This is a genomic window from Mesorhizobium sp. M0145, assembly GCF_040322355.1.
Classification (GTDB): Bacteria; Pseudomonadota; Alphaproteobacteria; order Rhizobiales; family Rhizobiaceae; genus Mesorhizobium.
Map to the genome: position 1 here is coordinate 153,474 of NZ_JAMYTK010000014.1, position 18,698 is coordinate 172,171.

General features: G+C 62.7%; 14 protein-coding genes. 4 read left to right on the top strand and 10 right to left on the bottom strand.

Features of this window, described 5'->3' with window-relative positions:
• Nucleotides 1–211: 211 nt before the first annotated feature.
• From NKJ28_RS20645 to NKJ28_RS20665, 5 genes are all read right to left on the bottom strand, one after another.
• Nucleotides 212–1,489, bottom strand: a complete 1,278-nt coding sequence (locus tag NKJ28_RS20645) for an ABC transporter substrate-binding protein (RefSeq protein WP_352636803.1) — start codon at nt 1,487–1,489, stop codon at nt 212–214.
• Between the two features lie 29 nt (nt 1,490–1,518).
• The gene (locus NKJ28_RS20650) at nt 1,519–2,706 is read right to left on the bottom strand and encodes a PLP-dependent transferase (RefSeq protein ID WP_352636805.1); all 1,188 of its coding nucleotides are present in this window, start codon (nt 2,704–2,706) and stop codon (nt 1,519–1,521) included.
• Nucleotides 2,703–3,437, bottom strand: a complete 735-nt coding sequence (locus NKJ28_RS20655) for a FadR/GntR family transcriptional regulator (RefSeq protein ID WP_352622652.1) — start codon at nt 3,435–3,437, stop codon at nt 2,703–2,705. Before NKJ28_RS20655 ends, NKJ28_RS20650 begins: the two co-directional genes overlap by 4 nt.
• A 462-nt stretch (nt 3,438–3,899) precedes the next feature.
• A complete protein-coding gene (locus tag NKJ28_RS20660) occupies nt 3,900–5,273 on the bottom strand; it encodes a PleD family two-component system response regulator (protein ID WP_023679987.1) in 1,374 nt (457 codons plus the stop codon).
• A 33-nt stretch (nt 5,274–5,306) separates the two neighbouring features.
• Nucleotides 5,307–5,723: a response regulator gene (locus NKJ28_RS20665; RefSeq protein ID WP_348625950.1), complete on the bottom strand. Its 417-nt coding sequence runs from the start codon at nt 5,721–5,723 to the stop codon at nt 5,307–5,309.
• Between the two features lie 172 nt (nt 5,724–5,895).
• Here NKJ28_RS20665 and NKJ28_RS20670 point away from each other — a divergent pair, with 172 nt between their 5' ends.
• Entirely contained in the window at nt 5,896–6,195 is a 300-nt protein-coding gene (locus NKJ28_RS20670; protein ID WP_031212854.1) for a DUF3572 domain-containing protein, read from the top strand.
• 183 nt (nt 6,196–6,378) lie between these two features.
• On the opposite strand, the gene NKJ28_RS20675 is transcribed toward NKJ28_RS20670, so the two are convergent.
• Entirely contained in the window at nt 6,379–7,926 is a 1,548-nt protein-coding gene (locus NKJ28_RS20675) for a hypothetical protein (protein WP_352636806.1), read from the bottom strand.
• Nucleotides 7,927–8,022: 96 nt separating this feature from the next.
• Nucleotides 8,023–8,598 (bottom strand): GNAT family N-acetyltransferase, encoded by a 576-nt coding sequence (locus tag NKJ28_RS20680; RefSeq protein ID WP_023679991.1) that lies wholly within the window; start codon nt 8,596–8,598, stop codon nt 8,023–8,025.
• A 68-nt stretch (nt 8,599–8,666) separates the two neighbouring features.
• Here NKJ28_RS20680 and NKJ28_RS20685 point away from each other — a divergent pair, with 68 nt between their 5' ends.
• The gene (locus NKJ28_RS20685) at nt 8,667–9,995 is read left to right on the top strand and encodes a DNA polymerase IV (RefSeq protein ID WP_352594500.1); all 1,329 of its coding nucleotides are present in this window, start codon (nt 8,667–8,669) and stop codon (nt 9,993–9,995) included.
• 5 nt (nt 9,996–10,000) lie between these two features.
• Here NKJ28_RS20685 and NKJ28_RS20690 read toward each other — a convergent pair whose 3' ends face one another.
• The gene (locus NKJ28_RS20690; RefSeq protein WP_352636807.1) at nt 10,001–10,507 is read right to left on the bottom strand and encodes a hypothetical protein; all 507 of its coding nucleotides are present in this window, start codon (nt 10,505–10,507) and stop codon (nt 10,001–10,003) included.
• A 173-nt stretch (nt 10,508–10,680) separates the two neighbouring features.
• On the opposite strand from NKJ28_RS20690, the gene NKJ28_RS20695 reads away from it, so the two are divergent.
• Nucleotides 10,681–11,562, top strand: a complete 882-nt coding sequence (locus NKJ28_RS20695) for a DMT family transporter (RefSeq protein ID WP_023679994.1) — start codon at nt 10,681–10,683, stop codon at nt 11,560–11,562.
• 14 nt (nt 11,563–11,576) lie between these two features.
• Here the strand turns inward: NKJ28_RS20695 and dnaE are convergent, their stop codons facing one another.
• Nucleotides 11,577–15,104 carry a DNA polymerase III subunit alpha gene (dnaE, locus tag NKJ28_RS20700; protein WP_352636809.1) on the bottom strand — a complete coding sequence of 1,176 codons (3,528 nt, stop codon included), beginning with the start codon at nt 15,102–15,104 and terminating at the stop codon, nt 11,577–11,579.
• A gap of 608 nt (nt 15,105–15,712) precedes the next feature.
• Complete coding sequence (locus tag NKJ28_RS20705; protein ID WP_352636810.1) at nt 15,713–17,725, bottom strand: acetyl-CoA carboxylase biotin carboxylase subunit; 2,013 nt, start codon at nt 17,723–17,725, stop codon at nt 15,713–15,715.
• Between the two features lie 213 nt (nt 17,726–17,938).
• Between NKJ28_RS20705 and NKJ28_RS20710 the strand changes: the two genes are divergently transcribed.
• On the top strand, nt 17,939–18,698 hold a 760-nt coding region (locus tag NKJ28_RS20710; protein ID WP_352636812.1), incomplete at its 3' end, for an alcohol dehydrogenase catalytic domain-containing protein.

Below are 18,698 nucleotides of genomic sequence, written 5' to 3' on the forward strand. Positions count from 1 at the left end.
GTACTGGATCGTCTCCTGGGTAAGCACGGGCTGGCGACAGCGCCTTCCCCGTTTACGGGGAGATGCCGGTCCACCCTCCGCAGCTGCAGCGCAGCTGCTGTGGAGGACGGGCAGGCAGATGAGAAGCAGCGCGAGCCAAGTCGAGTTGGCGCCGCCGCTCATCCGTCACGTCGTGACACCTTCTCCCCGTGAACGGGAGAAGGAAGAAAAGCTATTTCTTGTTCTTGGCCAGCCAGTCCTGCTGTTCCTTGGTCAGGAACTTGGCCCATTCGTCAGCCACGTCCTTGGCCGCTTTCTGGCCAAGCAGCACTTCCTGAAAATTCTTGATCGCCACCTGGTCTACGAAATTGCCAAGGTTTTCCAGATGCGTCGGAGGCGTCACCATCTCGTATTTGTCGCCGTTGTTCAGTTCCTCGAACCAGCCTTTGAACTGCTCGGTCCTGAAGTGGGCGTCCTGGTCGGCGCCGTTGTGGATTGGAATGACGCCGACTTCCTTTGCCCATTCCAGATTGTCCTTGGGCGACAACAGCGTCGCCATCAGCTTCCAGGCATCGTCCTTGTGCTGGGAATTGGCGAACATCGCCCAGCCGGCATAACCGAGCGTCGGATAGGATTTGCCGCTCGGCCCGACCGGCATCGGCGCCACGGCGAAATCGTCGGCGCTCATCTTGTCGGCGATGCCGAGCAGCGCGTCGGGATCCTGGTTCAGCATGGCGCAGGTGCCGCTGTAGAAGCCGGTGACGGTCTCGTTAAAACCCCAGCTCACCGCATCTTTCGGCGCCAGGCCGTTCTTGTACATGTCGGCGAGCATCTGCAGGCCCTTGACCGAGCCTTCCTCGTTGATGGTCGAGGTGCCGTCCTCGTTGAAATAGCCGCCCTTGCCGGCGGCGATGTTCATGAACATATGCATGCCGTTGAAGGCGCCCGGGCCGCCGCGCAGGCAGTAGCCATATTTGCCCGGTATCGCCGAGATTTTTTTGGAGTCCTCGACGAATTCATCGAGCGTCGCCGGCGGACCGTCCAGACCGGCCTCCTTGAACAGCTTCTTGTTCCAGAACAGCGCATTCAGGTAATAGCCGTAAGGGATCATGTACTGCTTGTTATCGACCGTCGAGCCGAACTGCTTGGCACGCTCGCCCAGCGTTTTGGCATCGTCCCATTTGGCCATGTATGGCCCGAGATCCTCGAGCTGGCCGTTGGTCGCATAAAGACCCATCCAGCGTTCCGGCATCTCGACGATGTCGGGCGTGTCGCCGGCCTGCACCATGGTGAGGAACTTCTCGAACGCCTGGCCCCAGGGCAGCGATACCAGCTCGACCCTGACACCCGGATTGGCCGCCTCGAATTCGGCGATCTGCTTCTTGAGGAATTCGGTACGCGGCGGGCTGGTGATGACCTCGACCATCTTGACCGTGGAATCGGCCAGCACGCTGCCGGCGGAAATCGCCAGACCCGCGACGGCACCAAGAAGGATGCTCAGTTTTTTCATGTTCAGCACTCCCATTTTGAACGGCTCCTTTATCTTTTTGCTCTGTCGAAGGCCTGGGCAACATCCGCCCACAGGTCTTCGACACTTTCCAATCCGACACTGAAGCGGATGGTTCGTGGGCTGACGCCGAAGCGCGCCATCGAATTCAGGCCCGGCGTCTGCTCGAGCGAGGCCTTTGCCGGAACCACCAGGCTCTCATGGCCGCCCCAGCTGACGCCGATGCGAAAGAGTTTCAGCGCATCGACGAAAGCCGGGATGTCGACGTCTTCCGTCACTTCGAACGAGAACAGCCCGGCATAGCCGGCAAGCGTCGCCTTGCCTGGATGGTTGGAATAGGCCGGGTGGTTGACCCGCTCGACATGGTCATGCGCTTTCAGCCGTTCGGCGATGGTCAGCCCGCTCTTCATGTGATGCGGCAACCGCAGCGGCAATGTGCGCAGGCCACGCAGCAACAGCCAGGCCTCGAAAGGCGAAAGTTTGCCGCCGAGATAGGAATAGGTCTGCTCGTTGATATGTCGGATATGGGGGGCCGAACCGGCCACCACACCGGCGACGGTGTCGCTGTGGCCGCCGAGATATTTCGAGGCCGAATGCAGCACCAGATCGACACCGTGCGAAATCGGCTTCTGGAACACCGGCGTAGCCCAGGAATTGTCGATCGAGGTGATGATGCCCTGCTCTTTGGCCAGCCGCGCCAGGTGGGTTATGTCCTGGAGTTCGAACATCATCGACGTCGGGCTTTCCAGGTAGAGCAGCTTGGCGCCGGGAAGTGCTGCCGCGACCGCGTCCGGATCGGAACCGTCGACATAGTCGACCTTGATGTTGAGCCGTGGCAAAAGCCGTTCGAACAGCCGGTAGGCATCGCCGTAGCAATTGCGCACGACAACCATGCGCTCACCGGCACCGACGAAAGCAAGCACCGTGGCGCTGATCGCCGCCATGCCGCTGGAAAAGCCGCGCGCGGCCTCCGCGCCTTCGAGAGCGGCGACACGCGCCTCGAACTCCATGACCGTCGGGTTGTCGCCGCGCGAATAGATCGGCTGACGTCGCCTGCCGGCGAATGTGTCGGCCATCTCGGCATAGTCGGCGAAGGTGAAGAGCGAAGTCTGGTAGATCGGCGGGACCACCGCGCCGCCGGGGAAAGGCTCGTCATGGGCGAGAAGCGTCGCTGCCTCGGCGAGATAGTCGTTTTCGAAACCGGCGGGATGATCGCTCATTTCTGGCCTGAAAGTTCGAGTTTGGCCGCGCCGCGCTTCAGATCGTCCTCGACGGTGGCGATCAGCTTGAGCGCCTCGGCCCGGGCCCCCTCCGGATCGTGCGCGGCGATGCGTTCGTAGATGGTGCGGTGGTAGGGAAAGCTGGCGTGGCCGAAATCACGCACGCCGAGCGGATGCTCCCAGAAACGATGGAACAGTTCGTGCATGGCGGCGATGATCTGCTCGAACAGCGGATTGCCGGAACTGCGGTAGATCGACTGGTGGAATTCCCAGTCCTCCTCCGCCGACATCCCGGCGCGGGTGTGGAAGGCCTGCTCCATAATGTCGAGCTTGCGCCCGATCCCGACGAGATCTGCCTGGCCCGCGCGGACGGCGCACAGGGCGGCGGCTTCCGCTTCCAGTGCCCGGCGGATTTCCAGCGTCTGCATCAGGCTGGTGAAATCATTGCCGCCGGCCAGCGTCAGCGGCATGTGCAGCATGTCCAGCGAGACCACTCCCTTGAGATAGGTGCCGCTGCCTTGCCGCCGTTCGACCAGGCCGAGCCCTTCCCAGCGCGTCAGCGCCTCGCGCACGGTGTTGCGGCTCACCTTGAGGCGCTCGGCAAGGATGCGTTCGGTCGGCAGTCTCTGGCCGGGCCCGAGAGCTTCCCGCATCACAAAGCCGGCCAGCGCCTTGAGCACCGCGTCGTCGCGAGCAGTTGCCTGTATGGGGGAAAGGCCGAATTCCGTCATGCCAACGGGTCACCAAATGGCTCAATGGTCCAACCAATTTCTGCATAGAAGAAAGGCCCTGTCAACCGACTGCTGGCGCATACGCTCTGCCCAGCCGGCTATTTCAAAGGGCGCTGTCGCTGCCGCAACAAAAACCAAGCGTTTTCCGGGTCTTGACGTAGAATCCTGATGTGTTTTGAAAATTGGGGGCCGGCCGGCGTTTGGCAGCGGTACGAGGAGGCCACTATGTGCCAGCGCCGGCCGGCCGACCCCACGGACCCAGGAGATGCGGCGGACCTGAGCATCATGGGGTATTCTTCGGGTCGAACCGGCGATCTAGCCTCGTGCCGGTTACGTCTAAGGGCTGCACATTTGCGCAACAACTTATGGAAATCAACCGTTTCTTAACCAAGCCTCGCAAATCGCTTGGATTAAGGTAAATTCGTAACCTTGTCGCGTTGACCCGGCAATTGGTGTTCGGTGCTAAGCCGCCTTGGCGACGACGCGATTGCGGCCGCCGCTCTTGGCTTCGTAGAGCGCGAGGTCGGCGCGTTTCATCAGCGCCGAAACCGTGTCTACCCCCTTCAGCACCGACGACACGCCGACGCTGACGGTGACTTCGACGGCCTTGCCTTCGGTGCCGACGGCAAACGGCAGCTGGGCGATTTCGGCGCGAATGCGCTCGGCGACCTTTTCGGCTACCGCGCCGTCGGTGTCCGGCATCACCACGACGAACTCCTCACCGCCGAAGCGGCAGGCCAGATCGATGCCGCGCACATTCTTGCGCAGCCGCCGCGCGAATTCGCGCAGCACGTCGTCGCCGCCGTCATGGCCATGCGCGTCGTTGATGCTCTTGAAGCGGTCCAGATCGGTGATCATCACCGACAGCGGCCGGCGCCGTGCCACGGCGCGGTCGAACAGCGTCTGCAAATGGCTGTCGAGATAGCGGCGGTTGTGCAGGCCGGTCAGGGCATCGGTCACCGCCATCTCGATGGTCTGGGTGACGCTGGCGCGAAGCTGGTCGTTGTAGCGCTTGCGGCGCACCTGCGTGCGCAGCCGCGCGGTCAGCTCCTGCTGGTCGATCGGCCGCATCAGATAATCGTTGATGCCGAGTTCGAGGCCGCGGATGATACGCCCCTCCTCGCCCTCGTCCGCCAGAAGGATGATCGGCAGGAAACGGGTGCGATCGAGCGAGCGCAATTGCGAGCAGAGCCTCAGCGGGTCGAAATCGGCGAAGGCTGTCGAGATCATCACGCATTCATACGGCTGCTCGGCGGCCTGGAAGAAGCCGGCATGCGGATCATTGGCGACGTCGAGATCGGCACTGCCGCGCAGCATCTTCTGGATGCGCTCGAACGAGGATTTGCGCTCGTCGACCAGCAGCACCTTCGGCACCGCATCGTCGGCAGCGAAGTTGCGGCTCAAAAGCTCCTCGATGCCGATATTGCGTGTCGTCGAGGCGCGCAGCCGCAGCTCGTCGGTCAGCGATTTCAGCCTGACCAGGCTCTTGACGCGCGTCATCAACTGCAGATCGTTGACCGGCTTGGTCAAAAAATCGTCGGCGCCGGCCTCGAGGCCGCGCACCCGGTCCGAAACCTGGTCGAGTGCGGTGATCATCACGACAGGGATGTGCGATGTCGCCGGGTCGCCCTTCAGCCGCCGGCAGACCTCGAACCCGTCCATGTCGGGCATCATCACGTCGAGCAGCACGACGTCGACCTTGCCGTTCTCGCAGATCTCGATCGCGTCCGGCCCGTTGGTGGCGGTCAGGACCTCGAAATATTCGGCGAGCAGCCGAACCTCCAGCAGCCTGACATTGGCTGGGATGTCGTCGACGACGAGGATCCGCGCGGTCATTTCATAAAGCTCCGGCTCGGCTGGAAAGGGACATCAGGCATCGCCCAGGTAGGATTTGATGGTTTCGATGAAACGCGGCACCGAGATCGGCTTGGAGATATATGCCTCGCAGCCGCCCTGGCGAATGCGCTCCTCGTCCCCCTTCATCGCGAAGGCGGTGACGGCGATGACCGGGATGACGTGAAGATCATCGTCCTCCTTCAGCCATTTGGTGACCTCGAGGCCCGACACTTCCGGCAGCTGGATGTCCATCAGGATGAGGTCCGGCCTGTGCTGCCGCGCCAGATCCAGCGCTTCCAGGCCGTTGCGTGTGCGCACCGTCTCGTAGCCGCTCGCTTCGATGAGGTCGCGAAAGAGCTTCATGTTGAGCTCGTTGTCTTCGACGATCATAACCTTCTTTGGCATCGATTTCCCGTCCCGGCTGGCCTTCCACTCGAAGGGTGCCGTCATGCGCCCCTTGTCGGCACGCACCAAACCTGTTCCCACTATACGGCAATATGATTGACGAAACGGAAACCGGTCGCCCTAAAAGCGTTCGGATTCCAGGTCGGCGAGCTTGCTGCCGGCGACACTTGCCACTACTGCGAAAACAGAACGATTCCGCCCATGAAGGAAGGTAGCGATGGCAAACGCAGCGTCAATGCGCGAGGAAGCGGAAACGGTTGCCGTAAAGGCGTTGGGCTTCGTCGCCGCCGATCCGGAACTTCTGCCCCGCTTCCTGGCGATCACCGGCATCGAAGCCCATTCCATCCGCTGGGCGGCCGGCGAGCCGGGATTCCTGGCCGGCGTGCTGCAGTTCATCCTTGCCCACGAGCCGACGCTGATGCGTTTTTCCGAGGAGACCGGAACGCCGCCCGCCGCAGTCGGCAAGGCATTGCGGGCGCTGCCGCTCGGCGACGACAATCATGAGCATTCGATATAAGCGGCGATCCCGAGACAGATCGCGGCGGCGAAAATCGTGAGCGCACTCGGGCGTTAACGCCAGCCGCTTCTAGAGCAATTCCAGGAAAAGTGTAAAACGGTTTTCCGTCCGGATTGTGCAAAAACAAAGACATGGAGCGGTTCGGCGTTTCCGTGAAACGATGAACGGCTCCAAGCTCGGCGCTTAGGGTTTCAACTTCGCCCCTGCCCCGCCATTGTCATTCTCGCCCGAGCCATGATCCGGAACGGTAGCCTCGCTTGGGTCCATGATGGGGTTGTCCTGAACGGCATCGGCCGGCTTCAGCATGGCGCCGTTGACCGTGACCGAACCGTCTGCCTTAGCGTTGACGACCCATTCCAGTCGACCATCCGGCAGTGCCTTGCCAAATCCTTTGACGGCGAGTGCGAAGGGGAAATACTGCGCCGCTTCCGGCTCGGTCTTGGCCGCCGTTTGCAGAGCCTCCACGATCTTGTCATAGCCCGCGACATCGATGGTCATGCTCGCCTCGGGCTTCTTGCCGGGGAACGTCATTTCACCTTCCATCGCAATCTCGATGTTGCCGTTCTTGATCGTGCTGTGTCCGAGAATGGCCTTTGGCGTCTTGGCCAGGAAATCGGCGAAGATCTGGTTGCCGAAATCTGCCGGCACTGGTGGATCCTTGCTGAAATCAAGGGTTTCGATGGTTTTCTTCGCCATGCTGTCCAGATCGATGTTGGTGCCGCCGAAGTTGAGGTCGATATCCGTCGGCAGCAACGCAACGCTCCAGCTGGGCAGCACCTGCTGTGGTATTGTCAGGCCGGAAACCTTGAACGCGTAGTTGATCTTGCCGTCCTTGGCGATGCCGTCCATGCCGACGGCGGTATTCAGTTGCGTCGCACCGAACTTGCCTACCGGGCTCTCCACCACAAAGTCCTTGAAGCCGTAGGTGCCGTCGATCCGCTCCCACAATGGCAGTGCTGCCGTCAGAAGCGATTTGAACTCCGCCTCATCCGCCTTGAATTTGGCTGCATCATCAGTCGCCACGATGAAAGCAAGCAGGTCGAGCAGCGGCTTTGTCCGCAAACCCTTGCCGGACGCATCCACGGAAAGTTCAGGCGCTTTTACAGCAGCCGGAAAACTCAACCCACTTTTGGGATCGTTGACTTTGATCGTTTCGGCGAAGTTCGTTATTTTTTCCATCACCGTGAAATCGATGCCGCCATTTGCGGATTTGGTCGAAACTATTACGGCAGTGCCAGCACCGACCGTGACATCCGCCTGCTGCTTGGGCTCTCGGGTGGTCATCGTCATGCCAGCCATCGAACCGGTTGCGCTCGCGAAAGCGGCCAGGTCGGGGTCATAAACTCCGGTGAACTTGTTGTCCGACACGGAGAAGTCGATGTGCTGCGCCCCCTCAGGGCCAACGAAATCGATAGACCCCTTCGGGGACACGTCCGCCGAAACGTCCCAGTGTCCATCTTGGCGTGGCTTGACCAAGATGAAGTAAGGCGTGACGTCGAACTTGAAGGCTTGCTGCTTTGCCATCAAATCCGTGACTGGCTTGAAGTCGAAAGCGAGCTTGTAGGCATCGCCGTCGACTGAAATTTTCACGAACCCGATATCGAACAGCTTCTTGCCGATGTAGTGCGCCAGATCGTCGGAAAGCTGCTTCGCGCCTTGCCTGTCGACCGCTTGGCCGAAGGCCGGTGCGCTGCAGGCAAGAAGTAAAATAAGTGGCAAAACGCGCTTCATCTCGATCCTCACTTAATCGCGGCCCTCAAGCCGTTCTATCACTGGTAGGCAAATACCATCGCAGCCGCAAGAGAAGGCCTATGTGTTGCGGAGCTGTTACAGCACCAGCCGCATCAGCGGTCGGCCTGGCTTACGTTCGACCAACCGCTGGAACCCGGCCTTTTCGAAGACCCGCGACGAGCCGACGAACAGCCCGATCGAGCGCGAATCCTTCGATAGATCGATCGGGCAGGCTTCGATCAGCCGCGCTCCGTTCTGGCGGGCGAACTCGATGCCGCCTTGGACCAGGCGGTGCGACAGGCCCTTGCCGCGTGCTTTGGTGCGGATGAAGAAGCAGGAGATCGCCCAGACGCCCGGATCGCTGGCGTCGGCGGGGTCGATCGGCGCCGACCCCCTGCCCTGGTTGTTCCATTCGGGCACGTCGGCACGCGGGCCGATCTGCATCCAGCCGACCGCCTGGCCACCCTCGAAGGCCAACAGGCCGGGCGGCGGCCCGGCCTCGATCCGCGCCTTGATGTGGTCCTTGTTGCGCTCCCGGTTGCTCGCGCGGCGCGCTGCGGGCGACAGCCGGAAATGTGTGCACCAGCAGCCGTAGCAGGCGCCTTGCCTACCGAAAAGATCTTCGAAATCCGCCCAAAGCTCGGGCACTAGCGGCGCTATGGTCGTATTCATGAGCTCTCTCCCGGCCCACCGCCTTGTCGTGGCGTCCGTCCTGACGTACCATTGCATTTGTTCTCTTTATGTTCGCAGCGATGGCGGCCCCTGTCAACAATCCCGAACACGGTTTTTGCCGCGACTGCCTGAGTTTTCAGCGCAGCGAGGCAGGCCGTTGCGAGCGCTGCGGCAGTCCACGGCTCGCCCGCCATCCGGAGCTCTACCGGCTGCGCCTTGCCCATATCGATTGCGACGCGTTCTACGCGGCGGTCGAAAAGCGCGACAACCCGGCGTTGAAGGACCGGCCATTGATCATCGGCGGCGGCAAGCGCGGCGTCGTCTCCACCGCATGCTACATTGCCCGCATCCACGGCGTGCGCTCGGCAATGCCGATGTTCAAGGCGCTCGAAGCCTGCCCGGAAGCGGTGGTCCTGCCGCCGGACATGGAAAAATACGTGCGCGTCGGCCGCGAGGTGCGCGCCATGATGCAGGCGCTGACGCCGCTGGTCGAGCCGCTCTCGATCGACGAGGCCTTTCTCGACCTCGCCGGCACCGAGCGCCTGCATGGCCTGCCGCCTGCGGTGGTGCTGGCGCGCTTCGCACTCGGCGTGGAAAAGGAGATCGGCATCACCGTTTCGGCCGGCCTTTCCTACTGCAAGTTCCTGGCCAAGGTGGCGTCGGACTTCCGCAAGCCGCGCGGCTTTTCGGTGATCGGCGAGGCCGAGGCTATCGGCTTCCTGGCCGAGCAGCCGGTGACGCTGATCTGGGGGGTCGGCAAGGCCTTTGCCGCCACGCTCGAGCGCGACGGCATCCGCACCATCGGCCAGTTGCAGCGCATGGAACGTGGCGATCTGATGCGCCGCTACGGCGTCATGGGCGACCGGCTCTACCGGCTTTCGCGCGGCGAGGACGACCGTCGCGTCGTTCCCGACCAGGACGCGAAAAGTGTGTCGGCAGAAACCACTTTCGATACCGACATCGCCTCCGTCGACGAACTGGTTTCGGTGCTGAGGGCGCTGTCGGAAAAAGTCTCGGCCCGGCTGAAGAAATCCGGCATTGCCGGACGCACCGTCGTCCTCAAGCTGAAGACCCAGGATTTCAAGATCCGCACGCGCAATCGCCAGCTCGGCGATCCGACCCGGCTGGCCGACCGCATCTTTCAGACCGGGCTCGAGCTGCTGCGCAAGGAAGCGGATGGCACGAAATACCGGCTGCTCGGCATTGGCGTCAGCGATCTCTCCGACGATGACCGGGCGGACCCGCCCGACCTGGTCGACGTCCAGTCACGCAAGCGCGCCATGGCCGAAGGCGCCATCGACACGCTGCGCGGCAAGTTCGGCCGCAGGGCGGTGGAAACCGGCTATACCTTCGGCAAGGGCCGCGATGCCCATCCGCCCGAACCGGTCGAGGAGTGAGCCCGTCAGGTGCGCCGCAGATCGATCCTGCTGGTCACCACCCTTTTTCCAGTTTTCGGATCGGTATCGATAACGGTCAGCCGCATGCCGTCCTCGCCGGTTTTCTCAACAGTCATTTGCGCCCTGCGATCGCCATTGACCTCCTTGGCCCAACGGATGCCGAGATTGATTGCGTTGCCGGAGCGGCTGCCGCTCAATTGCGCCGGCCCGGTGCGCGATCCGACATAGGTGCCGGTGTATTTCGTCCCGCTCGATTTGAGATCGGCGCTGATGGCGCGCGTTGCCACGATAAGACCGCGGCAGCTGCCGTCGAGCGATAGCGAGCTCGACGTTGCGTCGGAATTGAAATGACAGGAGACATTCACCGTCGGCGCATCGGTGGTCACCTTGACGATGCCTTTGCCGGCGAAATTCCCCTGGAATGAGCGAAGAAAATCCGGATCGTCGGCATGCGCTGCGCCGGCCCCGGCCGTCAGGCAGCCGGCAAGTACAAATCGTGCGAATGATTTCATCGGACCGCTCCTCGTTGGTATCCAAAACACAGAACGCAAGCAGTGACAGACCAACGCTTCCCTCAGTCGCGAGTTCCGGCTTCAACATCACTGCGTGAAGCGCTGCACGGCTGGCCCAGCCGAATGCGTCGGCTAGCGGTTGCGATGAGCGCTCCGGCTTGCGACATAGCCGCATGGCACCCGCACCCTCGATCCCCAAGGCCGCGTTCTGGATGGCGCTGTCGATCGCCTCGTTCCTGGCGATGTCGGTGGCTGGCCGCGCCACGACGGCCGAACTAAACGTCTTCCAGGTGCTCGAGCTGCGCTCGGTGATCGGCTTTTTCATCCTGTTGCCGCTGGTCATGATGTCAGGCGGTTTTGCGGCGATGCGCACCGGACGCCCGCTGGCTCATATCGCCCGCAACGTCGTCCACTATACCGGCCAGGCTGCCTGGCTCTACGCCCTGACGCTGATCCCGCTTGCGGTACTGATCTCGATCGAATTCACGACGCCGATCTGGACTGCTTTGCTGGCCGTCGGTTTCCTCGGCGAAAGGCTCTCCCGGCCACGGCTCGCAGCGATCGTGCTCGGGCTGATCGGCGTTGTGATCATCGTGCGTCCGGGCGTCGGCGCGGTCAATCCGGGACATGTAATCGTGCTGGGAGCCGCGGTCTGCTTCGGCGTCTCGGTGGTCCTCGTCAAGTCGCTGACGCGGACGGACAGCGTCGTGCGCATCATCTTCTGGATGCTGATCATCCAGTCGCTGCTTGGCCTGGTCCCGGCGCTTTACGAATGGCAAAACCCGCCGCTTGAGCTCTGGCCGTGGATCCTGCTCATCGCCTTCACCGGCATGTCGTCGCATTTCTGCATGGCCCGCGCACTTGTCTATGCCGATGCGACGGTCATCTCGCCAATGGACTTTTTGCGCGTGCCGCTGTCGGCGGTGATCGGATGGCTGCTCTATCACGAGCAGATCGACGCCTTCACCGCCGGTGGCGCCCTGCTGATCCTCATGGGAAATCTGCTCAACCTGCAGCGGAGAGCACCGCAACCGGCGGAGATCGCCGCTTCATAAGCGTGCGCTAACTCTTAGACCAGTTCCACCTCGACCACGCCCGGCACCGCCCGCATCGCCGACGCGATCTGAGGCGATACGCGGTAGCGGTTGGGCAACTCGATCTCGACCTCGCCCTCGCCGCCTTCCTTGATGACGATGATGCTCACCTGACTGTCGCCACGCTGGCCAAGCTGCGATTGGATTGTCGATGCCGGTGCGTCATTTCTGACGAAGATGCGCAACGCTTTCTGGATACGGCTTGCCTCTTCCTCCAACGACTGCACGGTCTGGATGCGCAGATTGACGCCTTCAGGCCTGTCCTCGGCCGAAACGGTGATCACCACCGAGCGGCCGGGTTCGAGCAAGTCGCGGTATTGCGCCAGCCCCTCGGAAAACAGCACCGCTTCATACTGGCCGGACGTGTCGGAGAATTGCACGACGCCCATCTTGTTGCCGGTGCGCGTCTTGCGCTCCTGCTTGGTGGTCACCGTGCCGGCGAGCCGGCCGGCGGCAGCACCGCGTTTGACGGCGGCCGAAAACTCGCCCCAGGTCTGCACCCGCATTTTCTGCAGCGCCGCCTTGTATTCGTCGAGCGGATGCGCCGAGAGATAGAACCCGACCACCTGGAATTCACGGTGCAGGCGGTCGGCGGCGAGCCAGGGATCGGTCGCCGGCAAGTTGAGCGCCTGCGACTGTGCGCCGAGCGAGGCGCCAAAGATGTCATGCTGGCCGGTGACGGCATTCTGCTGCGCCAGCGACGCCAGCCCCATCATCCGCTCGACGCCGGCCATCATCGCCGCACGGTCATGACCGAAGCAGTCGAGCGCGCCGGCCATGATCAGGCTTTCGAAGACGCGCTTGCCGACGATCTTCGGATCGACCCTATCACAGAAATCGGCGAGGCTCTTGAAGGGTTTTTCGCCGCGCGTAGCGACGATGTGCTCGACCGCCGCGTCGCCGACGCCCTTGAGCGCGGCCAGCGAATAGAAGATGCGGTTCTCGCCGACCTCGAAATCCCGGAACGACGTCATGACCGACGGCGCCACCACCTCGATGCCGAGGCGCAGCGCATCCTGGCGGAAATCGGCGAGCTTGTCCGTATTGCCCATGTCGAGCGTCATCGATGCCGCCAGGAATTCGACAGGGTAATGCGCCTTCAGATAGGCGGTCTGGTAGGAGACGACGGCATAGGCGGCGGCATGCGATTTGTTGAAACCGTAGTCGGCAAACTTTGCCAGCAGGTCGAAGATGAAGTCGGCTTGCGGCTTGCCGACGCCGCGCTCGACCGCGCCCGAAACAAAGCGCTCGCGCTGCTTGTCCATCTCGGCGCGGATCTTCTTGCCCATGGCGCGGCGCAGCAGATCGGCTTCGCCCAGCGAATAGCCGGAGAGCTCCTGCGCGATCTGCATCACCTGTTCCTGGTAGACGATGACGCCTTGCGTCTCCTTGACGAGATGGTCGATCTTCGGGTGGATCGACGCCATCTCCTCCTCGCCGTGCTTTCTGGCGTTGTAGGTCGGTATGTTCTCCATCGGCCCCGGCCGGTAGAGCGCGACCAGCGCGATAATGTCCTCGATACAGTCGGGCCGCATGCCGATCAGCGCCTTGCGCATGCCGGCACTTTCCACCTGGAACACGCCGACCACCTCGCCGCGCGACAGCATGGCGTAGGTTTCGGGGTCGTCGAGCGGAATGTGGGCAAGATCGATCTCGATGCCGCGGCGGCGGATCAGCTTGACGGCCCTGTCCAGCACCGTCAGCGTCTTCAGGCCAAGGAAGTCGAATTTCACCAGCCCGGCCTGCTCGACATATTTCATGTTGAACTGCGTGACCGGCATGTCCGAGCGCGGATCGCGGTACATCGGCACCAGCTCCGACAGCGGCCGGTCGCCGATGACGATGCCGGCGGCGTGCGTCGAGGCGTGCCGATAAAGACCTTCCAGTTTCTGCGCCGTATCGAGCAGCGTCTGCACGATCGGCTCACGCTCCGCCTCTTCGGCAAAGCGCGGCTCGTTGGCGATGGCGTCGGCGAGCTTGACCGGATTGGCCGGGTTCGACGGCACCATCTTGCTCAGCTTGTCGACCTGCCCGTAAGGCATCTGCAGCACGCGGCCGACGTCGCGCAGCACCGCGCGCGCCTGCAGCGTGCCGAAGGTGATGATCTGGCCAACCTGGTCGCGGCCGTATTTCCGTTGGACGTAGCGGATGACTTCCTCGCGCCGGTCCTGGCAGAAGTCGATGTCGAAGTCGGGCATCGACACGCGGTCGGGATTGAGGAAGCGCTCGAACAGCAACGAAAAACGCAGTGGGTCGATGTCGGTGATGGTCGTGGCATAGGCGACCAGCGAGCCGGCGCCCGAACCGCGGCCCGGGCCGACCGGAATCCCTTGTGCCTTGGCCCATTTGATGAAGTCGGCAACGATCAGGAAATAGCCCGGATATTTCATCTTCTCGATGACGCCGAGCTCGAAATCCAGCCTTTCGCGATATTGCTCGACGGTATAGCCGGGCGTCGGCCCGTGCGCCGCCAGCCGCGCCTCTAGCCCTTCATGCGCCTGCCTGGCAAGCTCCTGCGCCTCCGCCTTGACCGCAGCATCGGCGTCGGCGACATCGCGGCCGGCAAAGCGCGGCAGAATCGGATTGCGGGTCTTCGGGTAATACGAGCAGCGCAGCGCGATCTCGACGGTGTTGTCGATTGCTTCCGGCAGGTCGGCGAACAGCCTCGCCATATCGGCCTGGCTTCTCAGGAAGTGGTCGGGCGACAGGCGGCGGCGATTGTCGGCCGCAACCACGGAACCTTCGGCGATGGCGATCAGGGCGTCATGCGCCTCATAGTCTTCACGAGAGAAGAAAAACGCCTCGTTGGTGGCAACCAGCGGCAGATCGTGGCGGTAGGCGAGATCGACCGACGACTGCTCGATGGCGCGGTCGTAGCTCGACACGCGCTCAAGCTCGACATAGAGCCGGTCGCCGAACAGGCTCTTGAGCACCGAGAGCCGGGTCTCGGCGAGTTCGCGGCGATCCTGTTTCAAGGCAGTGCCGATCGGACCGCGCGGCCCGCCCGTAAGGCAGATCAGACCGTCGGAATGGCCCTGCAGCATCTCGCTCGTCAGATGCACCGCTTCGCCGGGCGGTGTCTCGAGGTAGACGCGGCTGACCAGCCTGACCAGATTGCCGTAGCCGGCCTCGGTTGCGGCGATCAGGACGACCGGCCGCATCTCCGGTCCTTGCCGCCTGCGGTCGCGCTGGCTGTCGCTCGCCTCGCCGGAAAAGGCGAGGTCGATCTGGCAGCCGATGATCGGCTGGATGCCGTCCTTTGCCGCCTTCTGGGCGAATTCCAGCGCGCCGAACAGATTGTTGGTGTCGGTGACGGCGATTGCCGGGCATTCGTCCTGCACCGCATGGCCGACGATCTTGCCGAGCTGCAAGGCACCTTCGAGCAGCGAATAGGCCGAATGCACGCGCAGATGAATGAACCGACGCGCCGCCGCCTCTGCCCGCGACGCCTTTGCATAGGCCTCGCGCAGCAAGGGATCGCGTGGAAGTCTCTCATCCGCCATGGTTTTTTCGCGCCGCCTCACAAGGACTCAGTCGATGAAGATGTATTGTCCGGCACCGGGTAACACGAGTCCAGCGGTGGTGATTGGAGCTTTGTAAACTTAGCAATCGCTTCCGCCGGTAGAAAGGCGCTGCCATCGAAGCTGCCAATCTCCCCCCTCGTGGGGGAGATGTCCGGCAGGACAGAAAGGGGCGCTGTCCCGCCGACGTCAGGCTGCAAATAAAAACCCGCCACTGCGGGCGGGTCGCTGGAGCCAATTAGCACCATACCCAAATTAGTAGCATAGCTGCCGGCACAAAGCAAGAACAAAATACGGCGCGACGGGGAAAAATGCGAATTCCTCGCGGCCTCGCCTTGTCCCTCCTCAAGCGAGCATGCTCAACCAATTGCAAAGTCGCGTTCCCTCGCGCCCCCCTCTGTCCTGCCGGACATCTCCCCCTCTAGTGGGGAGATTGGCCATCATCTCGGCTTTCGCCAATTTCCAACGTTGCAGGAGCGAGCGAGGCGCCGAGGCTGCCAATCTCCCCCCTGGAGGGGGAGATGTCCGGCAGGACAGAGGGGGGCGCTGTCCCGCCAACTTCTGACGGGCGTCGAGGGCGGGTTTCAGCCTCACGCGAATTCCATGATCACCGCATCGACGGCAAGGCTGTCGCCGGGCTTGGCGTTGAGCTTCGAGACGATGAGATCGCGCTCGGCGCGCAGCACGTTTTCCATCTTCATCGCCTCGACCACGGCCAGCGTCTCGCCGGCCTTGACCTCCTGCCCCTCGGCAACGGCGATCGATACGACGAGGCCGGGCATCGGGCATAGCAGCATCTTCGAGGTATCCGGCGCCACTTTTTCCGGCATCAGCCGTTCGAGCTCGGCGGTGCGCGGCAGCATGGCGCGCGCCGTCACCGAGATGCCTTTCCAGGCGATGCGGAACCCGTTCAGCACCGGCCTGACTTGCGCCGCGACCTTGCGGCCGCCGACCGCGCCGCGCCAGATGAGATCGCCCGGCCGCCAGTCGGAGGTCACCGTCAGTGGCTCGCCGCCGTCGATCGACAGGTCAAGCTCGATCGGAATGGAAATCATGCCTTCGACGATGGCAACCGAAAGATAATCCCGGCCGATCTTCACCACCCAATCGCGTTTCAAGGCGCCCGAATGCGGCGCCAGCCGCCCGCCCAGCCGGTCGAGCCGGTCGCGGCGCAGCAGTTCGACCGCGGTTGCGATCGCGGCCAGCACCGCGTTTTCTTCGCTGTTCGGCACAATGGGCGCGAAGCCGTCGGGATATTCCTCGGCGATGAAGCCGGTCGATAGCCGCCCTTCCCGCCAGCGCGGATGCTGCATCAGCGCCGCCAGGAACGGTATATTGTGCTCGATGCCGTCGACGACGAAACTGTCCAGCGCTTCCGACATCGCGTCGATCGCCGCCAGCCGTGTCGGCGCCCAGGTGCACAGCTTGGCGACCATCGGGTCGTAGAACATCGAGATTTCCGAGCCTTCGGTAACGCCGGTATCGTTGCGGATGACGATTTCGCCGAATTTTCCCTCTTCCGGCGGCCGGTATTTCGTCAGCCTGCCGATCGACGGCAGAAAGTTGCGATAGGGGTCTTCGGCATAGAGGCGGCTTTCCACCGCCCAGCCGTTCAGCTTGACGTCGCTCTGCTTGATGGCGAGCTTTTCGCCGGCCGCCACGCGGATCATCTGCTCGACCAGGTCGATGCCGGTGACAAGTTCCGTCACCGGATGCTCGACCTGCAGCCGCGTGTTCATTTCCAGGAAATAGAAGTTCTTGTCGCTGTCGACGATGAACTCGACCGTGCCGGCGCTCTGGTAGTCGACGGCCTTGGCCAGCGCCACCGACTGCTCGCCCATGGCTTTGCGGGTCTTGGCGTCGAGGAACGGCGACGGCGCCTCCTCCACGACCTTCTGGTTGCGGCGCTGGATCGAGCATTCGCGCTCGCCGAGATAGAGCGTGTTGCCATGCGCGTCGGCGAGCACCTGGATTTCGATATGGCGCGGATCGACGATGAATTTTTCGATGAAGACGCGGTCATCGCCGAACGAGCTTTTGGCCTCCGACCGCGCCCGGTCGAAGCCGTCGCGCACCTCTGCCTTGCTCCAGGCGATGCGCATGCCCTTGCCGCCGCCGCCGGCCGAAGCCTTGATCATCACGGGATAGCCGATTTCGCCGGCTATTCCTTCGGCATGGGCGGCGTTTTCGACGACGCCGAGCCAGCCGGGCACCGTCGACACCTTGGCCGCGTTGGCGAACTTCTTCGATTCGATCTTGTCGCCCATCGCCTTGATGGCCTTGGGCTTCGGGCCAATGAAGACGATGCCTTCCTGCTCCAGCCCTTCGCAGAAGGATGCCCGCTCGGACAGGAAACCGTAGCCGGGATGCACGGCCTCTGCTCCTGTCGCCTTGCAGGCGGCGATGATCTTTTCCGCGACCAGATAACTTTGCGCAGCCGGCGAAGGCCCGATATGCACCGCCTCGTCGGCCATTTCGACATGCACGGCGTCGCGGTCGGCGTCGGAATGGACTGCGACGGTGGCGATGCCCATCTTGCGCGCCGTCTTGATCACGCGGCAGGCGATCTCGCCACGGTTGGCGACCAGGATCTTTGTGAACATGCAGGCCTCGTCCCTCGGCTGCCCTTCTTTTACGGGCTTCCCGTTTTATGGGCTTCAGGGGGCCGGTCAAGGCAAAGTCGGAGCCTATCCCGCATGCAAATCGGCGGGCGCTGACGAAAATCCGGGGTCACAACGTCGCTTCGTGCATAGCGCAGAGCTGAATGGTAAGTTAAATCTAACCTGGATTGCAGACTGCCTTGGGAGGATTGCCTGATGAAAACGCGCGCCGCTGTCGCCGTTGCCGCCGGAAAGCCGCTGCAGATCATGGAGGTCGACCTCGAAGGTCCCCGCGATGGCGAGGTGCTGGTCGAGATCAAGGCAACCGGCATCTGCCACACCGACGAGTTCACGCTGTCGGGCGCCGACCCGGAAGGCCTGTTTCCGGCGATCCTCGGCCATGAGGGCGCCGGCATCGTCGTCGACGTCGGCAAGGGCGTCACCTCGGTCAGGAAGGGCGACCATGTCATCCCGCTCTACACGCCGGAATGCCGGCAGTGCCCGTCCTGCCTGTCGCGCAAGACCAATCTGTGCACCGCCATCCGCGCCACGCAGGGACAGGGCTTGATGCCCGACGGCACCTCGCGCTTCTCGATCGGCAAGGACAGGCTGTTCCACTACATGGGCTGCTCGACCTTCTCCAACTTCACCGTGCTGCCCGAGATCGCGGTGGCCAAGGTCAATGCCGACGCCCCGTTCGACAAGATCTGCTACATCGGCTGCGGCGTCACCACCGGCATCGGTGCTGTCATCAACACGGCCAAGGTCGAGCAAGGCGCGACGGCGGTCGTGTTCGGCCTCGGCGGCATCGGCCTCAACGTCATCCAGGGATTGCGCCTTGCCGGCGCCGACATGATCATCGGCGTCGACCTGAACAACGACAGACGAGCCTGGGGCGAGAAATTCGGCATGACGCATTTCGTCAATCCGAAGGAGATCGACGGCGATGTCGTGGCTCATCTCGTCAACATGACCA

Excerpts from the sequence above, each read along its gene's own strand:
- NKJ28_RS20645 (WP_352636803.1), bottom strand. The coding sequence starts at position 1,489 with ATGAAAAAACTGAGCATCCTTCTTGGTGCCGTCGCGGGTCTGGCGATT.
- NKJ28_RS20650 (WP_352636805.1), bottom strand. The coding sequence starts at position 2,706 with ATGAGCGATCATCCCGCCGGTTTCGAAAACGACTATCTCGCCGAGGCA.
- NKJ28_RS20655 (WP_352622652.1), bottom strand. The coding sequence starts at position 3,437 with ATGACGGAATTCGGCCTTTCCCCCATACAGGCAACTGCTCGCGACGAC.
- NKJ28_RS20660 (WP_023679987.1), bottom strand. The coding sequence starts at position 5,273 with ATGACCGCGCGGATCCTCGTCGTCGACGACATCCCAGCCAATGTCAGG.
- NKJ28_RS20665 (WP_348625950.1), bottom strand. The coding sequence starts at position 5,723 with ATGACGGCACCCTTCGAGTGGAAGGCCAGCCGGGACGGGAAATCGATG.
- NKJ28_RS20670 (WP_031212854.1), top strand. The coding sequence starts at position 5,896 with ATGGCAAACGCAGCGTCAATGCGCGAGGAAGCGGAAACGGTTGCCGTA.
- NKJ28_RS20675 (WP_352636806.1), bottom strand. The coding sequence starts at position 7,926 with ATGAAGCGCGTTTTGCCACTTATTTTACTTCTTGCCTGCAGCGCACCG.
- NKJ28_RS20680 (WP_023679991.1), bottom strand. The coding sequence starts at position 8,598 with ATGAATACGACCATAGCGCCGCTAGTGCCCGAGCTTTGGGCGGATTTC.
- NKJ28_RS20685 (WP_352594500.1), top strand. The coding sequence starts at position 8,667 with ATGTTCGCAGCGATGGCGGCCCCTGTCAACAATCCCGAACACGGTTTT.
- NKJ28_RS20690 (WP_352636807.1), bottom strand. The coding sequence starts at position 10,507 with ATGAAATCATTCGCACGATTTGTACTTGCCGGCTGCCTGACGGCCGGG.
- NKJ28_RS20695 (WP_023679994.1), top strand. The coding sequence starts at position 10,681 with ATGGCACCCGCACCCTCGATCCCCAAGGCCGCGTTCTGGATGGCGCTG.
- dnaE (WP_352636809.1), bottom strand. The coding sequence starts at position 15,104 with ATGGCGGATGAGAGACTTCCACGCGATCCCTTGCTGCGCGAGGCCTAT.
- NKJ28_RS20705 (WP_352636810.1), bottom strand. The coding sequence starts at position 17,725 with ATGTTCACAAAGATCCTGGTCGCCAACCGTGGCGAGATCGCCTGCCGC.